Source organism: Nitrosovibrio sp. Nv4, assembly GCF_900215485.1.
GTDB lineage: Bacteria > Pseudomonadota > Gammaproteobacteria > Burkholderiales > Nitrosomonadaceae > Nitrosospira.
The window spans coordinates 1,433,482-1,460,457 of the sequence record NZ_OCMZ01000001.1; the positions used below are offsets into that span (position 1 = coordinate 1,433,482).

The 26,976-nt window shown below is 53.3% G+C and carries 22 protein-coding genes; 7 read left to right on the forward strand and 15 right to left on the reverse strand.

The window, feature by feature from the left end; translation table 11 throughout:
- The first annotated feature begins 43 nt into the window (after positions 1–43).
- On the forward strand, positions 44–1,495 hold the full coding sequence (locus tag CRO05_RS06470; RefSeq protein WP_097066298.1) for a bifunctional 2-methylcitrate dehydratase/aconitate hydratase: 1,452 nt from the start codon (positions 44–46) through the stop codon (positions 1,493–1,495).
- Positions 1,496–1,537: 42 nt separating this feature from the next.
- Here CRO05_RS06470 and CRO05_RS06475 read toward each other — a convergent pair whose 3' ends face one another.
- Together CRO05_RS06475 and CRO05_RS06480 are read right to left on the reverse strand one after the other, a co-directional pair.
- Positions 1,538–3,007 (reverse strand): hypothetical protein, encoded by a 1,470-nt coding sequence (locus CRO05_RS06475; RefSeq protein WP_097066299.1) that lies wholly within the window; start codon positions 3,005–3,007, stop codon positions 1,538–1,540.
- 12 nt (positions 3,008–3,019) lie between these two features.
- The gene (locus CRO05_RS06480) at positions 3,020–3,748 is read right to left on the reverse strand and encodes a triacylglycerol lipase (protein ID WP_097066300.1); all 729 of its coding nucleotides are present in this window, start codon (positions 3,746–3,748) and stop codon (positions 3,020–3,022) included.
- Between the two features lie 420 nt (positions 3,749–4,168).
- On the opposite strand from CRO05_RS06480, the gene CRO05_RS06485 reads away from it, so the two are divergent.
- Together CRO05_RS06485 and CRO05_RS06490 are read left to right on the forward strand one after the other, a co-directional pair.
- A complete protein-coding gene (locus tag CRO05_RS06485) occupies positions 4,169–4,933 on the forward strand; it encodes an SDR family oxidoreductase (RefSeq protein ID WP_200814303.1) in 765 nt (254 codons plus the stop codon).
- Positions 4,934–5,093: 160 nt separating this feature from the next.
- Positions 5,094–7,952, forward strand: coding sequence for an aconitate hydratase (locus CRO05_RS06490; protein ID WP_097066301.1), 2,859 nt, complete (start codon positions 5,094–5,096; stop codon positions 7,950–7,952).
- A 102-nt stretch (positions 7,953–8,054) separates the two neighbouring features.
- Here the strand turns inward: CRO05_RS06490 and CRO05_RS06495 are convergent, their stop codons facing one another.
- Positions 8,055–8,831, reverse strand: a complete 777-nt coding sequence (locus CRO05_RS06495) for a Crp/Fnr family transcriptional regulator (RefSeq protein WP_097066302.1) — start codon at positions 8,829–8,831, stop codon at positions 8,055–8,057.
- 459 nt (positions 8,832–9,290) lie between these two features.
- On the opposite strand from CRO05_RS06495, the gene CRO05_RS06500 reads away from it, so the two are divergent.
- Positions 9,291–9,926: a hypothetical protein gene (locus tag CRO05_RS06500; RefSeq protein ID WP_097066303.1), complete on the forward strand. Its 636-nt coding sequence runs from the start codon at positions 9,291–9,293 to the stop codon at positions 9,924–9,926.
- A gap of 180 nt (positions 9,927–10,106) precedes the next feature.
- Here the strand turns inward: CRO05_RS06500 and panC are convergent, their stop codons facing one another.
- From panC to CRO05_RS06540, 8 genes are all read right to left on the reverse strand, one after another.
- Positions 10,107–10,946 (reverse strand): pantoate--beta-alanine ligase, encoded by an 840-nt coding sequence (gene panC / locus CRO05_RS06505; protein ID WP_097066304.1) that lies wholly within the window; start codon positions 10,944–10,946, stop codon positions 10,107–10,109.
- Between the two features lie 14 nt (positions 10,947–10,960).
- A complete protein-coding gene (gene panB, locus CRO05_RS06510; protein ID WP_097066305.1) occupies positions 10,961–11,752 on the reverse strand; it encodes a 3-methyl-2-oxobutanoate hydroxymethyltransferase in 792 nt (263 codons plus the stop codon).
- 192 nt (positions 11,753–11,944) lie between these two features.
- On the reverse strand, positions 11,945–12,586 hold the full coding sequence (locus CRO05_RS06515) for a deoxynucleoside kinase (protein ID WP_097066306.1): 642 nt from the start codon (positions 12,584–12,586) through the stop codon (positions 11,945–11,947).
- On the reverse strand, positions 12,583–13,101 hold the full coding sequence (gene folK / locus CRO05_RS06520; RefSeq protein ID WP_235001314.1) for a 2-amino-4-hydroxy-6-hydroxymethyldihydropteridine diphosphokinase: 519 nt from the start codon (positions 13,099–13,101) through the stop codon (positions 12,583–12,585). Before folK ends, CRO05_RS06515 begins: the two co-directional genes overlap by 4 nt.
- Before the next feature lie 4 nt (positions 13,102–13,105).
- Entirely contained in the window at positions 13,106–14,512 is a 1,407-nt protein-coding gene (gene pcnB / locus CRO05_RS06525) for a polynucleotide adenylyltransferase PcnB (RefSeq protein WP_097066308.1), read from the reverse strand.
- Positions 14,513–14,677: 165 nt separating this feature from the next.
- Positions 14,678–15,463: an ABC transporter ATP-binding protein gene (locus CRO05_RS06530; RefSeq protein ID WP_097066309.1), complete on the reverse strand. Its 786-nt coding sequence runs from the start codon at positions 15,461–15,463 to the stop codon at positions 14,678–14,680.
- A gap of 37 nt (positions 15,464–15,500) precedes the next feature.
- Positions 15,501–17,585, reverse strand: coding sequence for an ATP-dependent DNA helicase RecG (gene recG, locus CRO05_RS06535; protein WP_097066718.1), 2,085 nt, complete (start codon positions 17,583–17,585; stop codon positions 15,501–15,503).
- A 26-nt stretch (positions 17,586–17,611) separates the two neighbouring features.
- Positions 17,612–18,001 (reverse strand): RidA family protein, encoded by a 390-nt coding sequence (locus CRO05_RS06540; RefSeq protein WP_097066719.1) that lies wholly within the window; start codon positions 17,999–18,001, stop codon positions 17,612–17,614.
- Between the two features lie 345 nt (positions 18,002–18,346).
- Here CRO05_RS06540 and murA point away from each other — a divergent pair, with 345 nt between their 5' ends.
- Positions 18,347–19,597 carry a UDP-N-acetylglucosamine 1-carboxyvinyltransferase gene (murA, locus tag CRO05_RS06545; RefSeq protein WP_097066310.1) on the forward strand — a complete coding sequence of 417 codons (1,251 nt, stop codon included), beginning with the start codon at positions 18,347–18,349 and terminating at the stop codon, positions 19,595–19,597.
- 55 nt (positions 19,598–19,652) lie between these two features.
- Here the strand turns inward: murA and CRO05_RS06550 are convergent, their stop codons facing one another.
- On the reverse strand, positions 19,653–20,612 hold the full coding sequence (locus CRO05_RS06550) for a formylglycine-generating enzyme family protein (RefSeq protein ID WP_097066311.1): 960 nt from the start codon (positions 20,610–20,612) through the stop codon (positions 19,653–19,655).
- A 186-nt stretch (positions 20,613–20,798) separates the two neighbouring features.
- Between CRO05_RS06550 and CRO05_RS06555 the strand changes: the two genes are divergently transcribed.
- Both CRO05_RS06555 and CRO05_RS06565 read left to right on the forward strand, forming a co-directional pair.
- Entirely contained in the window at positions 20,799–22,022 is a 1,224-nt protein-coding gene (locus tag CRO05_RS06555) for an FAD-dependent oxidoreductase (protein WP_097066312.1), read from the forward strand.
- A gap of 205 nt (positions 22,023–22,227) precedes the next feature.
- Positions 22,228–22,536 carry a hypothetical protein gene (locus CRO05_RS06565; RefSeq protein WP_097066314.1) on the forward strand — a complete coding sequence of 103 codons (309 nt, stop codon included), beginning with the start codon at positions 22,228–22,230 and terminating at the stop codon, positions 22,534–22,536.
- 98 nt (positions 22,537–22,634) lie between these two features.
- Here CRO05_RS06565 and ettA read toward each other — a convergent pair whose 3' ends face one another.
- From ettA to CRO05_RS06580, 3 genes are all read right to left on the reverse strand, one after another.
- Positions 22,635–24,299, reverse strand: coding sequence for an energy-dependent translational throttle protein EttA (gene ettA / locus CRO05_RS06570; RefSeq protein ID WP_097066315.1), 1,665 nt, complete (start codon positions 24,297–24,299; stop codon positions 22,635–22,637).
- A 155-nt stretch (positions 24,300–24,454) separates the two neighbouring features.
- Entirely contained in the window at positions 24,455–25,360 is a 906-nt protein-coding gene (locus tag CRO05_RS06575) for a class I SAM-dependent methyltransferase (RefSeq protein WP_200814304.1), read from the reverse strand.
- An 872-nt stretch (positions 25,361–26,232) separates the two neighbouring features.
- Entirely contained in the window at positions 26,233–26,970 is a 738-nt protein-coding gene (locus CRO05_RS06580) for a glutathione S-transferase N-terminal domain-containing protein (RefSeq protein WP_097066316.1), read from the reverse strand.
- Positions 26,971–26,976 lie beyond the last annotated feature (6 nt).

Genomic DNA, 26,976 nt, shown 5'->3' on the forward strand with positions numbered 1-26,976 from the left:
GACATGCTCTGGGGGTTAATGGCTGGCTCTATAATACGCAACCATGTCATCCCACATCTCCAATATTCGTCCCCAACCCGATCAAGTGCTGATGGATATCGCAGATTACGTTGTTGACCACGATATTGAAAGTACCCTCGCTTACGACACCGCGCGTAACTGTCTGATGGATTCCCTGGGCTGTGCAATGGAAGCGCTTGCTTACCCGGCTTGCACGAAGTTGCTGGGGCCGCTCGTTCCTGGCTCTATGGTGCCGGATGGGGCAAAAATTCCCGGCACCCGATTCCAGCTTGACCCGGTACAGGCGGCGTTCAATATCGGTACGATGATCCGCTGGCTTGATTTCAACGACACCTGGTTGGCCGCCGAATGGGGGCATCCTTCGGATAATCTGGGCGGCATACTTGCGGTGGCCGATTGGTGCTCGCGTAATGCCGTCATTGGAGGGGCGAAATCATTCACGATGCGTGACATACTGACGGCAATGATAAAGGCCCATGAAATTCAGGGCTGCCTCGCATTGGAGAACAGTTTCAACAAGGTGGGGCTGGATCATGTCGTGCTGGTGAAGGTGGCATCGGTTGCGGTTGTGACACATTTGCTTGGGGGGAGCCGCGACCAGATCGTCGATGCCCTTTCGCAGGCCTGGGTGGACGGACAATCGCTACGCGCCTACCGTCACGCCCCCAACACCGGGTCGCGTAAATCCTGGGCGGCGGGGGATGCCACCAGCCGCGCGGTATGGCTTGCGTTAATAACGCTTAAAGGAGAAACAGGCTATCCTTCGGCGCTCACCGCAAAAACCTGGGGGTTCTACGACGTTCTGTTCAAGGGACAGCCGTTTCGGTTTCAGAGGCCGATTCAGCAATGGGATTCGTACGTGATGGAAAACGTATTATTCAAGATTTCCTTTCCCGCCGAATTCCATTCACAAACCGCGGCAGAATGCGCGATGCAACTGCATCCCCGAGTAAAGGAGCGGTTCAGTGATATCAGTAAAATTACCATTCGCACGCATGAGGCCGCCATTCGCATCATCGACAAAAAGGGGCCGCTTAATAACCCCGCCGACCGGGATCATTGCATTCAATACATCGTCGCGGTGCCGCTTATTTTTGGACGACTCACCGCTGCCGATTATGAAGACGCCATTGCCGCCGATCCACGCATCGACGAGCTTCGCGAGAAGATTACATGTATCGAGGACCCCCAATTCACCAAGGCTTATTACGATCCCCAGAGGCGCTCCATCGCCAACGGAGTCACTGTGGAATTCAAGGACGGCATAAAACTGGACGAAGTCGTGGTGGAATATCCCATCGGGCACAGGTCCCGCCGCAACGAGGGCATTCCATTACTGGAAGAAAAATTCAGAATCAGCCTCGCCCGCCGATTTACCCCAACGCAACAAAAGGCAATCATTGATCGCTGCCTCGATCAGGCGAAGCTGGAAGCAACACCGGTGAGTGAGTTTGTTGATATGTTTGTGGTTTAAGAAGGTTTTTTCCCTTCTGAAAGGCAATATGTAGGCTCAATATCATCCAGGCTCATGCTCGATTTCGGCCAGATTTCTGCAATCTTCGGGCGGAGCGGGGCCGATATCCAGCAATATTTTAAGAGTGGTAAGCCGCAACTTCCACGACTCGCTTGCCGCGGGGTCAATCGATAACCCTGCTACCAGCTGTTCAATACCGTCGACCTTTGCGGAATCACAAATGGACAAAAAACGCCGTAACTCGTCACTGCTGCCAATACCGGTGCGGCGGACGAAATCGGGATAATCTTCCCGCAAGTGAGTCGCGAGCCAGGCCTGGTCTATCCATTGCTTCAACTGGCCGTAGCTGAAGCAGGTACGCACGGCCAGATCTACAGCGTCGGCATTGCTAAGATTTTCGATGTTATCGAAACCCTCCCGTTCCAGCCTCAACTCATGGGAATAGCTCATCCCAGCCAGCATGGAAAGCGGAAGCGCCCGGTAACTGCTTTCCGGAACAATATTCCTCATTATCTTGAGTGCAACACGCTCGATCACCAGCGATGCCCGTTTTGGGTAGAAGCCAAAGAAAAAGGAAACAACGGGAAGGAGGCTCAAACCTGCCGGTATTGTTGACTCTGTTTCGCTAGAGTTGTCGTCGGAATCTGCCTTTGAATCCTCGTTAGCTGTTTTAGCTGTTGAAGCCACAGTGTCGGATGAAGACTCGGCAGTGGCAGAAGATTCAGCGGAATCATTTTCACGTGCAGCAGTTGCGGACGAAGCGGCAGATGCAGGTGTGAGCTCCCCAGGAAGGATAAAGTCGAAAGCGAAGGAGAGCACCAGTGCCAGTATGCTCGCCACAATCATGCGGATGGCGCCGTCGACGAAAGTGAGAGAAGTCAGGTCCATCGTGAAGTACGCGCGTACAACCGAGCCGATGAAATAGACGTAGGCACCCAGAAAACCGAATTGGAAAGCAATCTGGTTTCGGATGAAATGGGAATAATATGCCTCCGGATTTTTTTCGTATAATTCGGCGAAAGGTCCCATTGTCAGCATATTTGCGCCAAGGCTGAAATCGGCGCCAACTCCGTCCGGTGATGAGACCGGTTTGAACAGCAGCAGGATAGAAACACCGAGCATCACGACAGTCGTCGTCAACCAGACACTGCCCCGATACGTGCCGAAGGAAGCGCGCCGCCCCATTCTCCTGCGGATTTCGCCGCGTCGCTCAGGCGGGACTTCATGCTGCAACCGGCGTTCCTTTCGGTTCGCCATGGTTAATGTGTAGCTTAGCGCAAGCGATGGCACGACCAGCACCACCAGCAATGCCATGACAAGATTATATTGAAAGAACACTGGGTCAAACCAGTGCGCAACGGCCCGGAAGTCATTGTACTCAGTCCCATCCGCGCGCAAGGGAGGGCCAAAGGCTGACTCCAGCCCAAGGCTGATAATAAGGAGCGAGGGCAGCAGAAATATCAGCCAGTCATACCACGGCATGTGCCATTGCTTGCCATCGTTCTGATCCATTGCCACTCCTTCTCAGTCTGTTTTGCTCTCTGCCGCAGCCATAGCCTCGGCAGCGATCCGAGCCCAGAAACGGAGGTGATTGAAAGGTCGCGCTGCTTGAGCATCCGGCAAGCCAAGACTCCATCCCAGAAGTTCCAGGTGATCGGCGTGGACGGCTCCGCGAAAACCTCCCCAGTGGGTGGAGCTGACCGGCACCATTCCGTCATTGTCTTCCGGGAAGACATGCCCGTATGGACGGAGCCAGAACGGCAACTCATCAGCGGGACGAAAACTGCCGTAGGAGGAATAATCCACATCTTCGCGGTCTGGAATGGGCATCTCTGCGAGCGCTTCGGGAGTCAGTTCCCGCAGACCAGGGTTCCCGATGTGTCGCACACAGGCTGGAATCGGACCTTCGGCTTGGAGAAACCATCGCGCCAACGGCGAGCCGCGATGCGGCGTGGAAACAGTAAGGAGGCTTTTTACGCGGTGGTCCGGATCAAGGTGGGTGATCAGATACCTTGCGTCCAGCCCTCCCATGCTATGACCAACCAAAGCAAAGGCACGAGAGTCGCTGCTGAAAAGCTTCCGAGCGAGTACCTCCGCACGCTCGGCTATAGTGCCGGCGGGAGGCACCTCGGGTATGAGAGGGACGATACGCATTCGCCGCAGGGTCTCTTTCACCCCGCGAAAATACTCGATAGGTCCTAGGTGTGAGAAACCAAGAAAACCATGCAACAGGGCCAGCGCGGGTGGAGGCATAAACAATGCTCTATTAAAGTATCCGCCATACCGCATTCACCCTTGCGCCAATATAGTTGCGGCATACCGCATCCTATTGGGGAGGGTTGGCACAGCGGATCGTTAGCCATCTATTTCATATTAGCTGGTTTTTGGCACCCCGCAGAGTGAGGGCGCAAGTAACTGATAGCCGATGAGGCGAAAGGCCGCTTTCACCGAAGGTTTTCGATGATAAACTTGAAGTCATGCATACTTGCGACTGGCTAAGCGGGGAGCGGGGCTTGATAAACGGCACTCGATAAGCGCGGTAATTGGGTATATCCTTAAGCGAGTTATTTTCCATGCGAAAAGAGAAGAATGCTGTTTAGGCGAAATATTATTAAACAGTACTTAAGTAAACCGATCCGCGCGCGATGTTAATCCCGTCAAATTGAAGTTCAAATGAAAATGGCTTATGACATAAATGGCAAGATAGCGCTTGTCACAGGCGCGAATCGGGGAATAGGCCGAGCGATAGTCGATGCATTTCTGCATCACGGAGCAACAAAAGTTTACGCGGCCGTGCGCAACCTGGATTCTGCCGATCCCCTGATCGAGCAATATGGCGATATGGTGGAACCTGTTCAATTGGATTTGGCCAAGCCGGAGACTATCGTCGCAATGGCGGTCAGAACCGACGATGCCCAGGTGATAGTCAACAATGCAGCTGTCTATAAGGCTGCCACTCCATTGGACAGCGACGCAATAGATGCGCTTGAGCTTGCAATGAAGATCAATGTGTTTGGCCTTGTCCGCATGGCGCAGGCATTTGCCCCCGTTCTCAGGGAGAACGGGGGAGGAGCGTTCGTCCAACTCAACTCCATTGCATCACTGAAGTGCTCTTCCAATTTTGCGACGCACTCCGCTTCCAAAGCAGCCACTTACTCCATCACACAGGCACTGCGTGAATTGCTGGGCCAACAAGGCACAGCGGTACTCAGCGTGCACCCCGGCCTCATTGCGACTGATATGGCGAGTGATGCTGGCCTGGCCGGCGCTGCGGAACCCCCCTCGCTTGTTGCGGAGGGTATCGTCGCCGCGTTGAAATCGGGGGATTTTCACCTTTTTCCCGACACAATGGCCCAACGTATCGGGCGTGCCTACGAGAGCTTCTCCAAAAGCATAATCGAAGTCGATATTGAAGAATATAAAACGGACAGACACTAGTTATTACTGATGTGAAAATAGTTTAAGCGGCCTGAGCGATATTGCGTCATTCGCGCCGCTTTGCCGTGTGCAGAATGTAGACGCTGATCCGTTCGACTGGGGAGCGGATTTCGGCAAACCCGGGACTTACTGGATTCAGCATTTTTCAAGGAGTACATCCATGACTCACAACCTGTTCAATACATTGAAGGAACTTTCCCTTTCCACGAACAGGAACGCAAAGTTTTATTCTTTGCCTGCCCTTGAAGCGTCGGGCGTGGGCGGAATTTCGCGACTTCCGGTTTCTATTCGTATTGTGCTGGAATCGGTTCTGCGCAATTGCGATGGTAAGAAAGTCACCGAGACTCATGTAAAGCGACTGGCGAACTGGGAACCCAATGCCGCGAGGACGGATGAGATTCCCTTTGTGGTATCGCGGATTGTATTGCAGGATTTCACCGGCGTACCACTCCTGGTCGATCTGGCCGCGATGCGCGGTGTGGCAAAAAAGATGGGCAAGGATCCCAAGCTCGTCGAACCACTCGTCCCGGTTGATCTGGTGGTTGATCACTCCGTACAGGTCGACCATTACGGCAACGACCAGGCGCTAAATCTCAACATGGAAATCGAATTTCGCCGTAACAATGAGCGTTATCAGTTCATAAAATGGGGAATGCAGGCGTTTGACACGTTCAAGGTAGTGCCCCCCGGAATCGGCATTGTGCATCAGGTCAACCTGGAATACCTCGCCCGAGGGGTATACGAGAAAGATGGCGTGTTGTATCCGGATACGCTGGTTGGCACCGACTCGCATACCACGATGATCAATGGCATCGGCGTAGTGGGCTGGGGCGTTGGGGGTATCGAGGCGGAGGCTGGAATGCTGGGGCAGCCGGTTTACTTTCTGACTCCCGATGTTGTCGGCGTAAATCTGACGGGCCGGTTGCGTAACGGTGTTACCGCCACGGATCTGGTGCTGACTGTCACCGAGATGCTGCGTAAAGCCAGTGTGGTGGGCAACTTCGTGGAATTTTTCGGCGAAGGTACCGCATCGCTAACGGTGCCTGACCGCGCCACTATCGCCAATATGTCGCCCGAATATGGAGCCACCATCGGTTTCTTCCCCGTCGATGACGCTACCATCGAGTATTTCAAGGAAACGGGCCGAACCGACGAGGAAGTCGCTGCGTTTCAATCCTACTTCAAGGCCCAGGAACTTTACGGCATTCCGCGTAAGGGCGACATTGATTACTCACGTGAATTGGAGCTTGATCTGAGCACTGTCTCTTCCTCACTGGCGGGGCCACGGCGTCCTCAGGACCGCATCGAGATGGATAACATTAAATCGAGGTTTACCGAACTCTTCGCCGCACCCGTTGCTCAAAGCGGTTACGGTAGAGATGCCGCGAATCTCACCCTTCGCTATCCGGTGCGCAGTTGCGACGAACGCCACGACGGCAGGAGCGTCCCTGCCGGCTCAAGCCAGCAGACGGCTGCCCCTAAGGTTGCCCATGCCGCTGCTGTGAGGCCGGGCACGGAAAGGCATATTACGGAGATGGTCAACAATCGCCCGATAATTGACGGAGTCGAAGCACCGGCGTGCATACCCAACGGTCCAATCGATCTGGGCCACGGCGATGTGGTAATTGCTGCCATTACATCCTGCACAAATACCTCCAACCCGAGCGTGTTGCTCGCTGCGGGACTGCTGGCAAAGAAGGCGGTAGAAAAAGGGTTGTCCGTGAAACGCCATATCAAGACTTCGCTCGCACCTGGCTCGCGGGTAGTCACGGAATACCTTAGCGCTACCGGCCTGCTGGGTTACCTGGAAAAACTCGGCTTTAACCTGGCGGGCTATGGCTGTACTACTTGTATCGGGAATTCGGGACCGCTATCCGAGCCCATTGAGGAAGCAATAGTGACCAGTGATCTGGTTTGTGCGGCCGTACTCTCCGGCAATCGCAATTTTGAAGCAAGAATTCACCCCAGCATTCGCGCGAATTTCCTGGCTTCTCCGCCGCTGGTGGTGGCATATGCCATTGCAGGAACCATGCTCAGGGATTTGACGACCGAGCCGGTGGGTATCGCGGAGGACGGTACACCCGTCCGGCTGGCAGATATCTGGCCGAGCGAGGACGAGATTCATGGGCTGATGAAATACGCCGCGAATGCGGAAACATTCCGCCGGCTCTACAGCAATCTGACCAAGGATCATCCGTTGTGGAACGACGTGTCATCGGTTTCGGGTAAGGTATATGACTGGCCAAAGTCAACCTATATAGCCGAGCCGCCATTCTTCCAGGACTTTTCCATGGAACCGGGGCGGCCCGTCGGAATACGCAATGCGCGCGTTCTCGGCATATTCGGCGATTCCGTGACTACCGATCACATCAGTCCTGCCGGTTCCATCAAGGATACATCGCCCGCGGGAAAATACCTGCTTGCAAATGGGGTGTCCAAACCGGATTTCAATAGTTACGGAGCGCGCCGAGGTAACCACGATGTGATGATGCGCGGTACCTTCGCCAATGTACGAATCAAAAATCTGATGATACCCGGTAGCGAAGGGGGCATCACCGTGCATCAGCCAGATGGCAAGCAAATGAGCATTTATGACGCTGCCATGCAATATATCGCAGATGGCATACCGACAGTCGTATTCGGGGGAGAAGAGTACGGCGCTGGATCAAGCCGTGACTGGGCTGCGAAAGGAACACAGTTACTTGGAGTCAAGGCAGTCATTGCCAGGAGCTTCGAACGCATACACCGCAGCAACCTGGTTGGCATGGGTGTATTGCCGCTGCAATTCAAAGGGAACGACAGTACGGAATCACTGGACATCCACGGCGATGAACAGTTTGACCTCCTGGGCATGGACGACATTCGCCCTCAGCAGGATGTGACACTTGTCATACGCAGGGGAGACGGTTCAAGCAGCCAGATCGATTTGCGATGCAGGATTGATACTGCCATTGAGGTAGACTATTATCTGGACGGCGGTATATTGCCTTATGTGCTAAGAGAACTCATGACAGGATGAATGAAGAGGGTTGCATTTTGAGTGGCATACGACAAGCCGGACTATTCAACTCAACCAGGGTTGGGGAGGGGCTGGTTTTCGCTGAGTAGTCCGGGGCTCTCCTCAATTTACAGACCACAACTCTTCGTCAGCATTCCGCTCCGCGAGGCTCTGAGCAGGATGGGAAGCGGAGTAATTCGATAGCAGGCGATCGTATTCATTATTCACTACCGCATAACATTCACACACGGAATTTTCGAGTTCTTCACGGTCCATTACGGTGATATGTCCACGACTGTATTGGATCGCTCCGATCGTTTGCAGTTTAAGAGCAGCCTGCGTCACACTTTCCCTGCGCACACCCAACATTATCGCAATCTGCTCGTGTGTCATTTGCAAGTCATCGCCTGCCAATCGATCCAGGCTCATTAAAAGGAAACGGCCTAGCTGCTGCTCTATATTATGGTGCCGATTGCATACCGCGTTCTGCGCTGTTTGCGTCATTAGCGCTTGAGTGAAGCGCAACACCAGATGCTGTAATTTTCCTCGGGAATCAAATTCTTTTTTCAGCGCGTTTGTTTTTATACGGTAACCATTGCCCGCACTTTGCACCACGACTCCTGTTGGCGTGCTGCCGCTGCCTAACAGGGACGAGATACCGGTGAGTCCCTCGTTACCTATTATTGAAAGCTGTACCGATGCGCCATTCTCCACGCCGTATAAAGGCGCAACAGTGCTTGTAGTGGGAAAATATGCGTGGGTAATGGAGGAACCAGGTTCATGAATTATCTGTCCCAATGGCAGTGGTATAAACTCAAGGTATGCGAACAGCCGCCCATAATCTTCCGCCGGAAGCGCGCCAAGAATTTTGTTTTGCTTCGGACTGTGCTGTGCAAACATAATGAAGTATCTCCTTTATGTTGGGCTATGTTGCAAAAGTATACCGTTCGCTCATGACGTTATTGCTACAGATCCCCAAGGTGACGCTATTCAGTCAGAGTGATCATCTCATTTTCAGCAGACTGAAACTGAATTGCCAGCCTTGAAATAAACTATAAGCATTAATCATGCCACTATTTATTAAATGGTTATAAACAGTGACTTGCGCGGAGTCCGGCAATTAAATGGAATTTAACCCTGTCATCTTGTTGCTACCCGGCAACATGATAGCGATAGTTGAATATAAGTCCTTGAGAATTAGTCCTTTTTGCCTGTCGTCATATGGAGACGAGAATAATACATAATATAATCAATATATTACATGAGTAAAAAAGGCGCATCTGGCAGTGCTCAGGTGGCGATAGTCTCTGACGGTTCGGTATGAGCCTGACTCATTTTTAGCATTTTCGGAAATCGGTAATGAAGGTCCTTACGTTTAAAAAAAAGATAAGCAGGATTTCAGTTCAGCGCATGATCATCCTGATCATTTCGATAGGTGGTCTGTCTGGTTGCGCCTTCTTCGCCCCTCGCTATCAGATCACCCATCGTTATGAGCCTCCCACCGATCCTGCAGCCGGCATTTGCCTGGAAAAGTGCACCCAAAGGCTGGAATCCTGCCAGCAAAGTTGCACCTCCACCTATCAGGCATGCCTGAAACGCATAGAGCCGCTTGTGGAAGAGAGATACAAGAACGCTATGCAGCGGTATGAAAATGAACTCGACACTTACCGCCGACAGATGAATTCGAGATACCTGGGTTGGGGACGCGCTACGCTGGGTTGGGGACGCTCCGCCTGGGGTTGGGGCGGTTATCCGTGGGGATGGGGCGGCTCACCGTGGGGATGGGGAGGACCTCATTATGGCCTGGGTTATTCCTATCCCTTTTATTATGAACCTGCACCTCCCGCCAGACCGAGTCGAACCAGGGAGTTTGACCGGTTGCGCTATGAGCAATGCGAGGTCGAATGCGGGTGTCAGTCGGTTCAGGATGCCTGTTTCTTGAGCTGTGGCGGCAGGAAAACTGTGGAGGAACGTTGCATTGCGAACTGCCCCTGACATAATTGTGGATGGGTCCACCATTATCCAGTGTCCTAGCTACGATGCGGTGATTGCGGTATTAATGAGCCAGACAAAGCGTGAGGCGTAGAGTTGTAGGTCGCTCCCCTACATTTCATATCTCGAATTTCAGGAAAAAACGCCCACGATCCCGGTACATGAAGATTTCATGCCAGTATCCTATACTCTGGTTGCAGGTACTTCCAGATTATCGATCAGCCGGGTTTTACCCAGCCAGGCCGCTCCCAGTATAACCAGGTTCTCATCGCCGGCCTGTGCTGGCATCAATGTATCGCGTTGCTGTATTGCGATGTAATCGACTTTCCATTCATGATCGCAAAGGATTCTTTTTGCATTTTCCTCCAGCTCATGAAAATTTCTATCGCCGTTCGCTATTCCCTGCTTCACTTGGGATAATACCTGGTGCAATCGTGTTGCTTCGGCGCGTTCCCCGTCTGACAGATAGCGATTACGAGAACTCAATGCCAGCTGATCAGATGTGCGTACGATTTCCCCTCCGACAATTTCCACTGGCAGATTCAACTGTCGCACCATTTCACGCATCATATGCAATTGCTGATAGTCCTTCTTGCCGAATACCGCTGCCTGGGGTTGTACAATATTGAAAAGTTTCAATACTGCTGTTGCCACCCCGCGAAAAAATCCTGGACGAAATTCTCCCTCCAGCGTATCGGCTACCGGAGGCGGCTCCAGCATAAACTCTTGTGCGACTGGATAAAGAGTCTTTTCCTCGGGTGCGAATACCACATCGACACCCCTGTTTTCCAATTGCTCACAGTCATCCGTCAGATCGCGTGGATACTGGTCGAAATCCTCGGTTGGTGCAAACTGCAGGCGGTTGACAAAAATACTTGCCACGACGCATCCCGCTTTACGCAGAGCGATGTCTACCAGCGACAAGTGGCCTTCGTGCAATCCCCCCATAGTCGGAACAAACGCAATGGAGGGCTCATGCTTTAGGCGCAAACGCAAGGATGAGATGTCGGTAATGACCTCCATAATGGGTCAGCCGACTAGAATGCATGCTCCGGGCCTGGAAATTGTCCGGCTTTGACCGCCTTGACATAATTTTCCACTGCCTCATGGATGCTGCCCGCGCCGGTCATGAAATTCTTCATGAATCTGGCCTTTTTGCCGGAATAAATACCCAGCATGTCATAAAGTACCAGCACTTGCGCCGAGCAGTCCATACCGGCGCCGATACCGATAGTTGGAATAGAAAGTTTTTTGGTAACCTGTTTAGCGAGCTTTGCGGGGACAACTTCCATCAGGAGCATCCCGGCACCGGCCTTTTCCAGGGAAACCGCATCTTCCAGCAACTGCTCTGCCTGGTAGTCGGTCTTGCCTTGCACTTTATAGCCGCCCAATTGATGTACCGATTGGGGCATTAAACCGATATGGGCGCAAACAGGGATACCGCGCCGCGTCAGGAATTCAACCGTTTCTGCCATGACAGACCCGCCTTCGAGCTTGACCATATTGGCTCCCGCGGCCATTAGCTCGGCAGCATTCTCAAAGGTGTCCTCCGGGCTTACCTGAGACGTACCGAAAGGCATGTCAGCCATAATGAATGCCTTGCTCGAACCCCGGGCCACGCAACGGGTATGATAGATCATGTCATCCAGCGTAACGGGAAGGGTGCTTTCTTCTCCCTGGAGCACATTACCCAGCGAATCGCCCACAAGCAGAATATCGACGCCGGCATCTTCCAGCAATGCCGCGAAACTTGCATCGTAACAAGTGAGTATGGCGATCTTCTCCCCATCATCCCGCATTTTTTGTAAAGCGTCGTGTGTGATGCGCATGGCTGAACTCCCGGTTTAATGCGTCAAAAAAATTGCTGCCTTAAAATGACTGGATTGTCAGCGCTGTCGAGCATCGCATGCGAACGAATAACAGTGCGCTTTCTCATGCCTTGCCGGCGCCGATTCAATCATTTTTAATATCCCTTCTGCCTGGTACGTTAAAACTGCCGTGTAAAAAATTCCTCGTCCGAATCAGATCCCCCGATTGAAATATTCCCGCGGGCCGCGCATCTGCTCTACCTGCCTCAACAATAGATCAAAATCCTCCTGGCTATCAACAAAATTCAGATTTTCACTGTTGATTATCATGAGTGGCGCATCTTCGTAGTGATGAAAGAACCGGGTGTAACTGTCGGTCAAGCGCCAAAGGTATTCTGCAGAAATACTTTTCTCAAAAGGGGTGCCGCGCCGTTTCACTCGTTCTATCAATGTGGCGGGAGAAGCCTGCAAATAAATCACCAGATCGGGTAGTGCCGCTTTAGGTTGCAGGTGATGATAAATTTTCCGGTACAGATCATATTCAGCATCGCTCAGCGTGAGTCTGGCGAAGAGCGGATCCTTGTCGAGCAGGAAGTCGGCCACTGTCGTTTTGCTGAACATATCAATTTGCGTCAGGCCCTGTAGCTGGTCAGCGCGCTGGAACAGAAAAAACAATTGTGTTGGCAGCGCATAGCGCGGGATATCATCGTAGAATCTTCCGAGGAATGGGTTTTCGTCGGGTTTCTCGAGCAGGAGTTCGCTATCCAGGTGACCCGCGATGCGCCGCGCCAGACTCGTTTTGCCTACGCCTATCGGACCTTCCACCACGATGTAGCGATATTCTTCCAGTTTCACTTATTTTTTTCTCGTTCAACTTGCTGTCCTTCACAGGTGGCCAGCAACTCAGCGATAGCGCCCAGTCCGGGTATGCGGAAGTCCGGCGCAATTTCCGATAGCGGTTGCAATACGAATGCTCGCTGATGCATGCGTGGATGCGGCAGGATCAGGCAGTCTCCGTTACACCGCAGGTCACCATACGTCAGTATGTCCAGATCCAGGGTTCTCGGCGCATTGACATAGTCACGCACGCGTCCGTGACCATGTTCAATGTCCAGCAAGGCTTTGAGCAGGTCATATGGCGGGAGAGCGGTTTCGATCCGCGCCACTGCATTAATGAAATCAGGCTGATCGATCCGTCCCAGCGGCGCGCTGCGATAGAGTGAGGAATACGCCAGCAGACGGCTTGAGGGAAGGCCGGCCAGTTCGTCAAATGCGCGCCTTACCTGGGATACCGGATCATTCAGATTGCTGCCTAGGCCGATGTATGCCTGAGAAACAGTCTGATCGTCCGAGGTTCGATTCAATGACACTGATCTATTCCGGCTCGTCCGTAACGGCATTGCTGGTGCTCTCCGTATCGGTAGCGGCCGTTCTGCGGCGGCCACGGCTTCTTCTACGCTTCTTTTGAGTTTCATCTTTGAGCAGCATGTCTTCACGTTCCCGGGTGCTCGCGTGCTGGAACGCTTCCCACCACTTGCCCAGCTCCTCGTCAACCTCGCCGCTTTCACAGCGTAGTAACATGAAGTCATACGCGGCGCGAAAGCGCGGGTGTTCCAGCAGGCGAAAGGGTCTGCGTCCGGATCGACCGGTAAAACGCGGCTGCATCGCCCAGATTTCCTTCATGACAGCATCGTACCGGCGCGGGATCGCAAGATTGCCATTTTGTATCGCCAGCACATCATCCATCGCCTGATGCAAAGCGGGAATCAATTTCTCTCCTGCGGTTTGACGGACATTCCACGCCGCGATCACCTCATGCCATAAAAGGGCCGCAAACAGGAAACCAGGCGATACAGGCTTTTCCTGGCGCACGCGCTCATCCGTATTTTTGAGTGCGAGTGTTATAAAGCGCTCACCCAGCGGTTGCTCGAGTATAACGTCCAGCATCGGCAGCAAGCCGTGATGCAATCCGCGACTGCGCAAATCAATCACACACGCTAGCGCGTGACCCGACAACAGCAGCTTCAGCATTTCATCAAATAACCGTGACGGCGGCACGTTCCGCAATAGCGGAGCAAGGTCGCCAATAGGCGCGGCGGATTCCGGGTCGATCTGCATATCGAGCTTGGCGGCAAGCCGAACTACGCGAAGCATCCGTATCGGATCTTCACGATACCGTCGTACCGGATCGCCGATGACCCGCAAGCGCCGTGCCTTGATGTCCTCGTAGCCGTTCAGATAATCCCAGATTTCTTCATGGACAGGATCGAAGAATAATGCGTTGACAGTGAAATCGCGTCGCCTGGCGTCCTCTTCCTGGCTGCCGAATATATTATCTCGCAGCAGGCGCCCATGCTCGTCGGCATGCGTGTCCGCCGCAATTCCGTCATCCTCGCCGACGGACGTGCTCCCGCGGAAAGTGGAAACTTCCACCGTCTCGGCTCCGCACATCACGTGCACCAGTCGAAAACGACGGCCGATAATGCGCGAGCGGCGGAAAATGGCGCGCACCTCCTCCGGCGTGGCATTCGTGGCGACATCAAAATCTTTTGGCTCCAATTCCAGCAGCAGGTCGCGCGCCGCACCGCCCACTATGAAAGCGGAATATCCCGCTTCTTGCAAGGCCGAAGTTACTTTCAGCGCACAGGTGTTGATGTGGTCGCGTGTAATGCCATGTTGCTCACGCCGGATGACATGTGGCACAGCAGAAGAAGAGCGTGTCGAGGAGGTGGAAGCAGGCGCGCTGCGGTTGAAGACGCGGTGGAGAAGTTTACGAATCATTACAGAATTAGGTGAATAAGTTAAATCCCAAGCGGGCGAACTCATCCAAGGTGAAGGTCAAGTGAGACAATGCCCAAACTGCGGCTGATTGCGCTCCAAAAAAATGAGCTGAAAAACAAGCTGAGAAATGAGCGTCAGCCAGAGCATCAGCCATCGTATTCGGAATTATACACGCGGCATGGTTTCCGGAGCGAAATGGCGCGCGAGTCCGACAACGAATTCGGTCATATTACACTGATAAAGCGCTTCGAGATTGTCCCGGTTGAGTACTTCCTTCGCGCTACCCGTGAGGATGCGGCCATTGTCGAACAGCATAAGCACATGATCGCAGAAGCGGTTTGCCCAGCCGACATCGTGAAGCACCATCACAAGCGCCTTACCTTGCCTGGCCAACGTACTAAATAGCGTCATGGCGCTCAATTGATGGCGCAGATCGAGATGTTGCAGCGGCTCATCGAGCAAGTAGCATTGTGGGGACTGCGCAAGTAATAAGGCAATACGCGCGCGCTGACGCTCGCCACCGGAAAGTGTCGCAAGCGAGCGATGGGCGAGGTCGGTCAATTCCATTCGCTCAATGGCCTGAGTAGCGATTTCATGGTCGATGGTCTGCCAGCCAAACATGTTTTTGACATAGGGATAGCGCCCCAGCAATACATATTCATGTACGCTGCCCCAGAATTCGCCCGGTTCTTCCTGCAACATAATACCGAGATTGCGGGCGAGTTCGCGCCGGGGCCAGGCTTGCGGTGGTTTCCCAGCCACGGTTATCCGCGCTTCATTCCCATCATCCGGTGGACGCAAGCCACCCAGCGCGTGTATCAAAGTAGTCTTGCCGCAACCGTTTTGGCCAAGTATGGCCCAGCATTCGCCTGGATTGACGGCTAAATTCAAGTTGCGGCATAACATCTTGCCAGGATATTGCAGCGTCAGATTTCTGGTTTGCAGGATCATTCATCAGTTTGAAAATCAAGGTGTAATGTTGCAGTTCTTATGCTCTAAGATATTCACTTTTTCTTCCAAGCCACCGCTGAAGATGGCGTTTCGCAGCTTCCGGATAGTCGCGCAGCATTTCCTCTGCAACGATGCGGGCCGCATCGAGTAAATCCCCGTCTTGTTCCAGATCGGCAAAGCGCAGCATGGGGACGCCGCTTTGGCGGGCGCCCAGGAATTCCCCGGGGCCACGGAGACGTAAATCCTGCCGCGCGATTTCAAAACCGTCGGTTTGTTCGAAAATGATTTTGAGCCGCTCTCGAGCAATTGCCGAGAGGGGTTTCTGATACAGCAATATGCATATACTGCCCGTTGCGCCTCGCCCTACCCGGCCTCGCAGCTGATGCAGCTGCGCCAGTCCCATGCGTTCGGCATGCTCAATCACCATCAGCGAGGCGTTGGGCACATCCACGCCTACCTCGATAACCGTGGTCGCGACGAGCAATTGAATCTCGCCTCGCGCGAACGATTCCATTACTGCCAATTTTTCCTGGGACGGAAGGCGTCCATGCACGAGGCCGATTTTCAATTCCGGGAAAGTCAGGCTCAATATTTCATAAGTCTCCAAGGCCGTTTTGAGTTGCAAAGCCTCCGATTCTTCAATCAGCGGACAGACCCAGTAGGCCTGTTTCCCGGTACGGCAAGCCTCACGCACGCGTGCGGTCACTTCGTCGCGGCGACTATCCTCAACCAGCTTGGTCACAATACGGGTTCTGCCGGGCGGCAACCCATCTATTACCGACACATCCAGATCGGCATAGTAGCTCATCGAAAGTGTTCGGGGAATGGGTGTGGCGCTCATCATCAGTTGATGGGGCATTGAGCTGGCTCCAGCACCTTTCTCTCTCAATGCCAATCGCTGCTGCACTCCAAAGCGGTGCTGCTCGTCGATGATCACAAGGCCCAGCCGGTTGAATTCCACGTGCTCCTGAAATAACGCGTGGGTACCGATCGCAAACATGGCGCTCCCCTGGGCGATATTGGCGAGCATGGTTTTCCGCTGCTTTTTTTTCTGATTGCCGGATAACCAGCCGATTGTCACGCCCAGCGGCGCCAACAGCGGGCCGAGCCACGTGGAAAGCTTCTGATAATGCTGCTCGGCAAGGATTTCGGTCGGGGCCATCAATGCCGCCTGGCAATTATTTTCAATTGCCTGTAACACGGCCAATGCGGCAACAACAGTTTTGCCGCTGCCCACGTCTCCTTGCAACAGCCGCTGCATTGGATGGGCCGCAGCCAGATCGTGGCTGATTTCAGAAAAAGCTTTCTTTTGTTCGCTGGTGAGTTCGAAGGGCAGTGATTCCAGCAGCGCTTTGGTCAACCGGTTTTTTGCGGGCAGAGCAGGCGCGCTGCCGCTGCGGCGCTGCCGATAATGCAAGCGCATGGAAAGCTGTTGCGCCAGCAATTCGTCGAATTTGATCCGGCGCCAGGCAGGATGAGTGCGTTCCTGCAATAGAGCGGACGACGCATCCGGTGGTGGCTGATGTAGAAATATTATGCTGTCCCTGAAACTTCGGAGGCGGTTGCGGCTTAATACCGCATCAGGCAGCGTTTCCGAGAGATGGCTTTGCTCATCGCCACTATCCGGCGTCTGCCGCAGCGCTTGCTGAACCAGCTTGCGCATCGTTTCTGACGAGAGCCCGGCAGTGACCGGGTAAATCGGAGTCAGCGCGTCGGACAACGGTTCATGTTCCCGCACGATACGGCATTTTGGATGCACCATTTCAACGCCAAAAAAACCTGGGCGCGCTTCCCCCAGCAGTCGCACCCGCGTACCAGTCGAATATGCTTTCACCTGGCTGCCATAAAAATTGAGGAAGCGCATGAACAGTATGCCGCTGGCGTCTTCCACCTGGCATACCAGTTGGCGCCGTGGGCGATACATGATTTCATTACGGGTTATGACGCCTTCAACCTGAACTGTCTTGCCCGCAGGCACATCACGGATAGGATAGAGATGAGTTTCATCTTCATAACGCAGCGGCAAATGCAGCACCAGATCGAATTCGTCGGTGATGCCCAGCCTGTCGAGTTTTTCCTGTGTTGTTTTGCTGGCGGGGCGAATGACGGCGGGAGACGGCATGGCGCGTGAAAGTGCAAGCCGTTCGGTCACCCCGGCAATACCAGCACCGCGTCCATCTCCACCTGTGCTCCACGCGGCAGTGCCGCCACGCCTATCGCAGCTCGCGCTGGGTAGGGCGCATCGATATAGCCAGCCATGATTTCGTTTACTTTCTGGAAATGGGCAAGGTCGATCAAATAGACATTCAATTTGACGATATCGCTGAGGCTGCCGCCGCTGGCCGCTGCCACCGCCTTCAAGTTTAAAAATACCCGGTGAATCTGTTCCTCGATGCCTTCCACCATCTCCATGGTGGAGGGGTCCAGGCCGATTTGTCCGGAAACATAAACGGTATCTCCCCCACTCACGCGTATCGCCTGGGAATAGGTGCCGATTGCCTGGGGTGCATCGTTGGTTTGTATCGTCTTTTTATTCATCTGATTTTCCTTTGTTGTAAATACCATCTCGGCATAAAAGCCCGCAAATTTGAAACCTTGAATGCAGTCTTTGCGATATGATGAAGGGAACTTCAGCACATTTCAACCGTAAACCCAGGTCCTGACATTCAATCACCATCGCTTGAGGAACAAGGGGACTACAGATTCAACAGCTCTTGCACTCGCGAAGAAAAAAAATTGAGCCGGCATGGCTCGATCATTCAACAATACAACTCGCTCCCTAGTTCGCCATAATTGTCATGATATCCCGATTTTGAAAAGATCCTTATCGCCAAATCCAATAAGAAGTAGAGCGCGAATGTTCGCACATAATGTCCACAACCTATGCAAAAACTGATCATCCAGGGCGGCATGCCGCTTTCCGGTGAAATCCATATTTCCGGCGCGAAAAACGCCGCATTGCCTATTTTATGCGCTTCCTTGCTTACCGCGGAAACACTCGCGATCGAGAACGTTCCGCACCTGAATGACGTAACCACGATGCTGAGCCTTCTTCGGCAAATGGGCATCAGTATTGCGGCAGATGGCAAGAGGACGAAACTGAGCGCCGCACATCTTTCCCATTTTGTTGCGCCTTATGAGATGGTGAAAACCATGCGCGCGGCCATTCTGGTGTTGGGCCCAATGCTCGCACGCGCCGGTGCGGCACGGGTGTCCCTGCCCGGCGGCTGCGCCATCGGTTTGCGTCCGGTTGATCAGCACATCAAGGGATTGCAGGCGATGGGTGCGGAGATCGATATCGAGCATGGCTACATTAACGCAAAAGCAAAACGCCTTAACGGCGCACATATTGTCATGGACATCGTCACTGTTACCGGGACCGAAAACCTGATGATGGCGGCGACACTGGCCGATGGGACAACGGTACTTGAAAATGCGGCGCGAGAGCCGGAAGTGACGGACCTGGCAAACTGTCTTATCGCAATGGGTGCGAAAATTCAAGGAGTCGGCAGCGATATCATCACGATTGAAGGCGTAGAAACCCTGAACGGCGCTACCTATCGCGTGATGGCCGATCGTATCGAAACAGGCACGTTCCTGGTGGCGGCGGCGGCCAGCGGCGGCGAAATACACCTCAAGGAGACACGCTCCGACACGCTAGACGCAGTACTCGACAAGCTGATGGAAGCGGGCGCAGCGATCGAACATGGCGAAGACTGGATACATTTGAAGATGAATAATCCACTGAAGTCTGTAAATCTGCGCACCGCACCCTATCCGGCTTTTCCCACGGATATGCAGGCGCAATTCATGGTTTTGAACAGCGTCGCCACCGGCACCGCAATCATTACCGAAACCATATTCGAAAATCGGTTCATGCACGTGCAGGAATTAAAACGCATGAATGCGGATATCAAAGTGGAGGGAAATACCGCGGTGGTATGCGGCGTTGCAAGTCTCGATGGCGCAAACGTCATGGCTACCGACCTTCGTGCCTCCGCCAGCCTCGTGCTGGCGGGACTGATCGCAAAGGGGGAAACCATCATTGATCGCATTTATCATCTGGATCGCGGCTATGAGCATATCGAGGATAAGTTGTCCCGGTTGGGGGCGAGAATCAGGCGAGCGAGTTAAGGAACTTCAGAACAGCAAAGCCCGGGAATTATCACAAATCCCTGAATGCATAATTTCAGGGCAATGTCATGGCGAGCCGAAATCCCAGGTAACGCATGCGTTTGTTCGTATTAAACCAGTTTCGCGTCGTCGTGCGCATATCCTGCGGCCTGTGATTCCAGGAGCCGCCAAAAAACAGGCGCTTCGCGCAATTGCCTTGCCAACAGGTGTCGGTCCATTGCCATACGTTGCCCATCATATCGTAAAGGCCGAATGCATTGGGTTTGAAACTGCCCACGGGCGCGGTTCTTCTGTTGTCCCACTCGCTTCCGCAGCCATCGCAATTGGCATTATTGCGCCCGACATCATTTCCCCAATAATATGCAGTGGTGGAGCCTGCCAACGCGGCGGTTTTCCATTCCTCTTCAGTCGGCAGGCGGTAGCGTTTGCCGGTTTTATCCGATAACCATCGAATATAGGCTTGCGCATCGTCCCAACTCACATTAACCACGGGTCTGCTGCCGCGGCCCCACCCGTTATCCGATGGGACATAAGCGCCACAGCCGCCGCCGGACACGCAGGCATCCCACTCATTGAAGGTAACGGTATATTTGCCGATGGCGAATTTATGACCGGGAATGGATACCATTTCCGGGCACTCGGCGCAGGCTTTGTTCCCTTCATTTTCTTGCCGATCTTTTTTGTCAAGTTGGGCTAACAGTTGTGTTCCGTTTTCGGGAAACAGGCCGTCTGCTATCCCGATTTCCTTTCCCAATACTTCTTCTCTTTTCTCTTTATCATCGTTCTCACCGGTTTTCTCGGACACGTCCAGATTCGCGAGCAGTACAGCTGCTTCCACAGATGATCCGAATTTGCTGCTGGAATTCTCGCTGACCGACGTTGTTGCCTGCAAGGCACTGTCAGTGCGTCCGGCGACAGAACTGGCCACGAATGCACTTACTTCGGCAGATACCAAAAAGATTGCAGATGCCACAAATATCAAGACGAGCTGAGAGCGAGGATAAACTGATTTCATGAATTTTCTGAAAGCGGATGAGAAAGATTTGTTTTAACACAAAATTTACAGACTATTGTATAGAAAAGCCACCGACCTCGAAAACCATTGGAGCGGAGACTCATCACAATACCCTTATATTGTTAAATTCCATTTTCCAGCGTAGCCTCTCCCTGTTCCTGGTCTTCGCTTCATTCGTCAGAAAAAATGGACGCCATATCAGTGCGGTGCTGCATTGCTGGAGGAGGTCCTGCGGGCATGATGCTGGGCCTGCTGTTGGCCCGCGCCGGTGTCGAGGTGCTGGTTCTGGAAAAGCATGCGGATTTTTTGCGTGATTTTCGAGGGGACACGATTCATCCTTCTACACTGGAAGTCATGCATGAACTGGGATTACTCGAACCGCTATTAAAATTGCCGCACCAAAAAGCACGGCGGATCACCGGACAGTTCGGCGATCTGGCGCTTACCATCGCTGACTTCACCTATCTGAAAACCCTTTGTCCATTTATCGTCTTTATGCCGCAGTGGGATTTCCTGAATCTCCTGGCCAATCGTGCGACGCATTATCCAACGTTCAAACTGCGGATGAATGCCGACGTTACCGGGCTTATCGAGGAGGCGGGGCAAGTCGTTGGGCTACAGGCGGCAACGCCGGAAGGCCCGTTAACCGTGCGCGCAAGCCTGATCGTAGGAGCGGATGGCCGCCGCTCCATTGTACGTAGGCGCACCGGTTTACAGGGAATGGAGCTCGGTGCGCCAATGGATGTATTATGGTTCCGGCTGTCTCGATGCCCGGATGATCCTGAAGACCCCGTCGGACGTTTCGATACCGGCAGGATTTTCATCATGCTGAACCGGGGCGCCTACTGGCAGTGCGGTTTCGTAATCCCGAAAGGGTCGCACGCGCAAGTTCAGGAGCGGGGATTGCCATCATTGCGCAATAACATTGCGGAATTGGTCCCCTTCGCAGCCGACCGTGTTGGCGAACTGCAAGATTGGGAGGCAATCAAACTGCTTACTGTTCAGGTTGACAGGTTGCGCCGGTGGTATCGGCCGGGTATTCTCTGCATAGGCGATGCAGCGCATGCGATGTCGCCTGTCGGCGGCGTCGGAATCAACCTCGCGATTCAGGACGCAATCGCCGCGTCGAATTTGCTCGCTGGGCCGTTGCGCGAAAACCGGATGACCACCAAAGATCTCGATCGGGTTCAGTTGCGTCGCGAATGGCCGACACGGATGACACAACGGTTGCAGCGCTTGCTTCAGAATCAGGTCATTGGCCGGGTGCTGCGTGGAAATGATCCTCTCTCGCCCCCCATTTTTCTCCGTCTCCTCGCTCGTTTTCCCTTCTTGAGGTGGATTCCCGCCAGGCTGATCGGGATCGGATTTCGTCCGGAGCATGTGAATACGCCCGATGTATGGGGTGACTAAGGATATGACTCAGGTAAGCGGTAACCGAGCGCGGTTGCCGCTTTCGTATTACGAGCCTCTGCGGATCAAAACACACCGTGGATTCGACAATTTTAGTGTCGTGGCCAGCGATAATCCGCGTGTTAGCGTACTGAATCTCCTGCCGACTGGAATATCATTCCAATTGCGGCAATTTGCTGTATTTTCATAGAGGAGGATGGCAACCATGAAATTTTCTTCAACATTGGCAGCGGGATTACTCGGGCTGACTAGCATATTGATCTTCAGCGCAGCTGGCACGAGAATGGTTCACGCGGGCGAACGCGATATGCCGGCTGAGATAGCGCCCGCGGATTCCCCTGCCGTGAGGGATAAAGAGAACCAGAATGGGGCTGAAAAGGAAAAGCAGCCGAAAAATAACCGTTCGTCCAGCACCAGGCGCGACAATTCCAGATACAGCACGGACGGTATCGAAAGATATGATGAAGATGAAGAATACAGCGGCACAGGCCCCAAGCGCGAGGGCCGCTACTAGGCAAACAGGGACCTCGACCTGTCGGCGGCTGAAATCCGGGCTCTGTGTTAGCGCGTTACGTCAAGGGTGGCGCGTTACGTCAAGGGTAGCGCGTTACGTCACCGGTTGATCGGCTTATATCTGATCCGTTTTGGTTTGGCGCCTTCCTCACCCAGGCGCTTACGCTTGTCGGCCTCGTATTCCTGGTAGTTGCCGTCGAAGAACGCGACCTGAGAATTGCCCTCGAAGGACAGGATGTGCGTGGCAATACGGTCGAGGAACCAGCGGTCGTGCGAGATGACCAGCACGCACCCCGCAAACTCCAGCAACGCGTCTTCCAGTGCGCGCAAGGTTTCCACATCGAGATCGTTGGAAGGTTCGTCCAGCAGGAGCACATTGCCCCCGGAAATAAGCATTTTGGCCAGATGTAGCCTTCCACGCTCACCGCCCGAAAGGTTGCCGACTATTTTCTGCTGATCGGCGCCCTTGAAGTTGAAACGGCCAAGGTAAGCGCGCGCGGGCGTTTCATATTTTCCAACGTTCAGGATGTCATGGCCGCCTGAAATGGTATCGAACACGCTTTTGCTGCCTTCGAGCGCATCGCGCGATTGGTCCACATGCGCTATTTTTACGGTTGAGCCGATTTCTATATCCCCGGAATCCGGGTGTTCCTTACCCGTGATCATGCGGAACAGGGTTGATTTTCCCGCCCCGTTGGGACCGATGATGCCGACGATCGCCCCGGGCGGAACCTTGAAGCTCAGATCGTCGATCAGCAGGCGATCGCCATAGGCCTTGGACACGTTCTTGAACTCGATGACTTCATTACCGAGCCTGTCGGCAACGGGGATGAATATCTCCTGCGTTTCGTTGCGTTTCTGGTACTCCTGGGAGTTGAGTTCATCGAAACGGGCAATTCGCGCCTTGGATTTCGCCTGGCGTCCCTTGGGGTTCTGGCGTACCCAATCGAGCTCTTTTTTTAGCGCTTTCTGACGCGCGGATTCGGCCGATTCTTCCTGCTTCAGCCGGGTTTCCTTCTGTTCCAGCCAGGAACTGTAGTTGCCCTTCCAGGGAATGCCGTGACCACGGTCAAGCTCCAGTATCCACTCCGCGGCGTTGTCGAGAAAATAGCGGTCATGCGTCACTGCCACGACCGTGCCGGGGAACCGGGTGAGAAATTGCTCCAGCCATTCCACTGACTCGGCATCCAGGTGATTGGTGGGTTCGTCCAGCAACAGCATGTCCGGCTTTGACAGCAGAAGTTTGCACAGTGCCACGCGGCGTTTTTCTCCGCCGGAAAGATTCCCGATAACGGCGTCCCATTCGGGCAAACGTAGCGCATCGGCGGCAATTTCCATCTGTTGATCGACATTGGCACCGCTGGCGGCAAGGATGGCTTCCAGCCGGACCTGCTCGGATGCCAGCGCGTCGAAATCGGCATCCGGTTCGGCATAAGCGGCATACACCTCTTCCAGTTTCTGTTGCGCACTGAACACTTCGCCCAGTCCTTCCTGCACAGCATCGCGCACGGTCTGCACGGGATTGAGCTGCGGCTCCTGCGGAAGATAGCCGATATTGAGGTTGGGCATCGCCGTAACCTCACCTTCGATATCCTTGTCCACCCCCGCCATGATTTTCAGCACAGTGGACTTGCCCGAACCATTGAGGCCAAGCAGACCTATCTTTGCGCCTGGGAAGAAGCTGATGGAAATATCCTTGAGAATCGTGCGTCTGGGCGGAACGACTTTGCCGACGCGATTCATGGTGATTACGTATTGAGCCATAGATAAGTGTCAACGTTAGTAAAATTTTTCAAGTTTAACCTATGGAGAGGCTCTGCCGGGATTAAACAAATAGTTAAAAGAACGCCGGAGTCCTCCAGGTACCAGCCTTATCGCTTGTATCTTTCAGGCTTCGATTCTTCTGATGCCGTTCGAAATTATCCGCATTTGATAGTTGCTAATTCTCCTGCTGCTCGTTCCAGCGAGCGTGCTCGGCTTTGGACTTCGGTCACACCATTCAAGAGGTGATCCGGTATATCGAACCCTTTCTTTCCCACCAGCGCGTAATAGAACAACTGACGTCCATCAATGGATATACGATGCCGGTATCGTTCCAGGTGATGAACCTCTAGCGCATCGCTTACCAGTAGCGATTTAATCAAGCGGGAGAATCCGGAAGTATCGCTCTCAAGTAGAAATGACTCTTTGATATTAAAGGCAATCCATCCTGACGGTGCAACAAGATTAAATGCATTGGCAAAGGCTTTTGCCGGAATATCGCCAAAACCAAGTGCGGCGACACAAGTAAGGCAATCGATTTGCCACGCAGCCAGTTCTCGCTGCATGGAAGTTTCGAGATTAGAGAAATCACAGACATAATACGCATCGTATACGCTTGGCCTGTCACGTTCACAGGCAATATAGGCTTCTTCCGAGATATCAGCCCCGATAACGCGCGCTACTCCCATATTGCACAGCTGCTCTCCAAACATGCCGTTTCCGGCTCCAAAATCGAGCGCCCGCAATTCTGTCATTTCGACGCGGTTGTCCTCCAGAACTTTGGCCAGGATATCGCCGATTTTCTGCGGCGAATTGCACTTGAGACGATGATAAAAAAGCTGTTCATACAAACCGGGACGTTTGTAAATTTCACCATATTCATGAAAACGGAATTTGATGTCCTGTCCGTTTTCGAGGACAGAAAAAAAAACCTCGTCTTCACCAAGCTGATGAGATTCTCCGATAGGAAACTTTATACTGTATTGCTGATGCTTCATTTTTTCTCCTCTCCATTGAAAAAAGCCTGACATGGTTAGAAGGAGGAAGGCGTCACCGTCGGCCAACCCCCCTAATTCCAGGTTGTGGTAGTCCTGTATGCCGCGCCATGCATTGCGTTTGACGTTGGAATGAAAAGTCTGTCCTGCTAAAATCCGCGGAAACCACGCGGATTCCTGATTCAAAGCCTTGTTGTCATTGAGCCGCTCTTTTTCAACCTCCCCATTTTCCGGTAGAGACTGTTGAGCTATGCGGGTTGATTGCGGCTTAATTTGAAACGCATGCCGGATCAGACGTGGTACTACCTGTCAGCCGAGAAAGGTGAAAACGGTTCAGCTGGAAATAAGCCTGACCTTTTTACCATGCGTTTTAGTGCGACCCAGTGCACTTGGTGCGAATGAGTCGTTCAGTGCTATCTTTGGTATCGTAAATATTGATTGACAGCTGATCCTCCGCCGCTCTACTTATGCGCGTGGATCGCTTCGTTGCTGCTTTCACGGCCTGACAAGCTTTCATGCTCTCGACAGCGCATGAAATGGGGGAAAGCGATCCTGTCATGCGGAGTTCCGCGTGCCCTTTATACCAAGGATAATAGCGATGTCCGCAATGGTATATTCGCCGGAGGCAAGTCATTTACATTTCGTTCTGCCTATCTCCAGTACCGGCTACAGGCGCGGCGACTCCTTATTATACCGTCTTTGCCTGTCGATTGAAGAGTTTGCTGGCCGACCTGGGCCGATTCACGACGGAAGACCGCCACTGCAGCGTGTCGTGGCGCCTAGCGTTTATCCTTTGATCATCCACGTTTGCTAATGGCCGCTCTGTTTCGTTCAAAGCAATTAGCCTCCTGCAAGGCGCGCCTTACACCTTACATTAAGCCAGCTGACTTACGCGTGCAGCAGACTTACGCGTGCAGCAGACAGCTATCCTTGCCCGATCCTTACCTCCGTAATTTAGCCATAATGCCCGTAGCCCGGGTGAGTCGCTCGGTGTTATCCTTAATGTCATACATGTCGATGGGCGGCCTGCCTTCTGCGGCCTTCTCCATGCGCGCACGAATTTCCGCCGCCATTTCGTTGTTGCGTTGCACGGCCGGGCGTGCTTCCATGGCCTCGAACCAGCGCATGAAATTGGGGAACGCCGTTTTGTCGATGCCGTGATCCGCATGCCCTTTACACCATGGATAGGTTGCGATATCGGCGATTGTATATTCGTCGCAGCCAAGCCAGGCGCTTTCACCTAATCGATTCTCCAGTACGTGGTACAGGCGCAGCACCTCGTTATTGTATCTATCCCGCGCGTACTGATTGTCGCTGGCCTGTCTGTTGAAGTGATTGGCCTGGCCGAACATGGGGCCAATATGGGCCACCTGGAAAAATAGCCATTGGAACGTGTCGTAACGCTTGCGCGTATTCCGTGGTAGAAACCTCCCGGTTTTTTCCGCGAGATACGCGAGAATGGCGCCGGATTCCATCATGGAGTACGGGCCATCTCCTGGTCCTTCCGTATCCACGATTGCGGGAATCTTGTTATTGGGATTGAGCTTCAGGTGTTCAGGCTTGAACTGTTCGCCAATACTGATATTGACGTCGATGTGCTTCCATTCGATTCCGGTTTCCTCAAGCATGATCATTACCTTCTGGCCATTAGGCGTTGGGCTCGAATGCAGTTCAATCATGGCTCC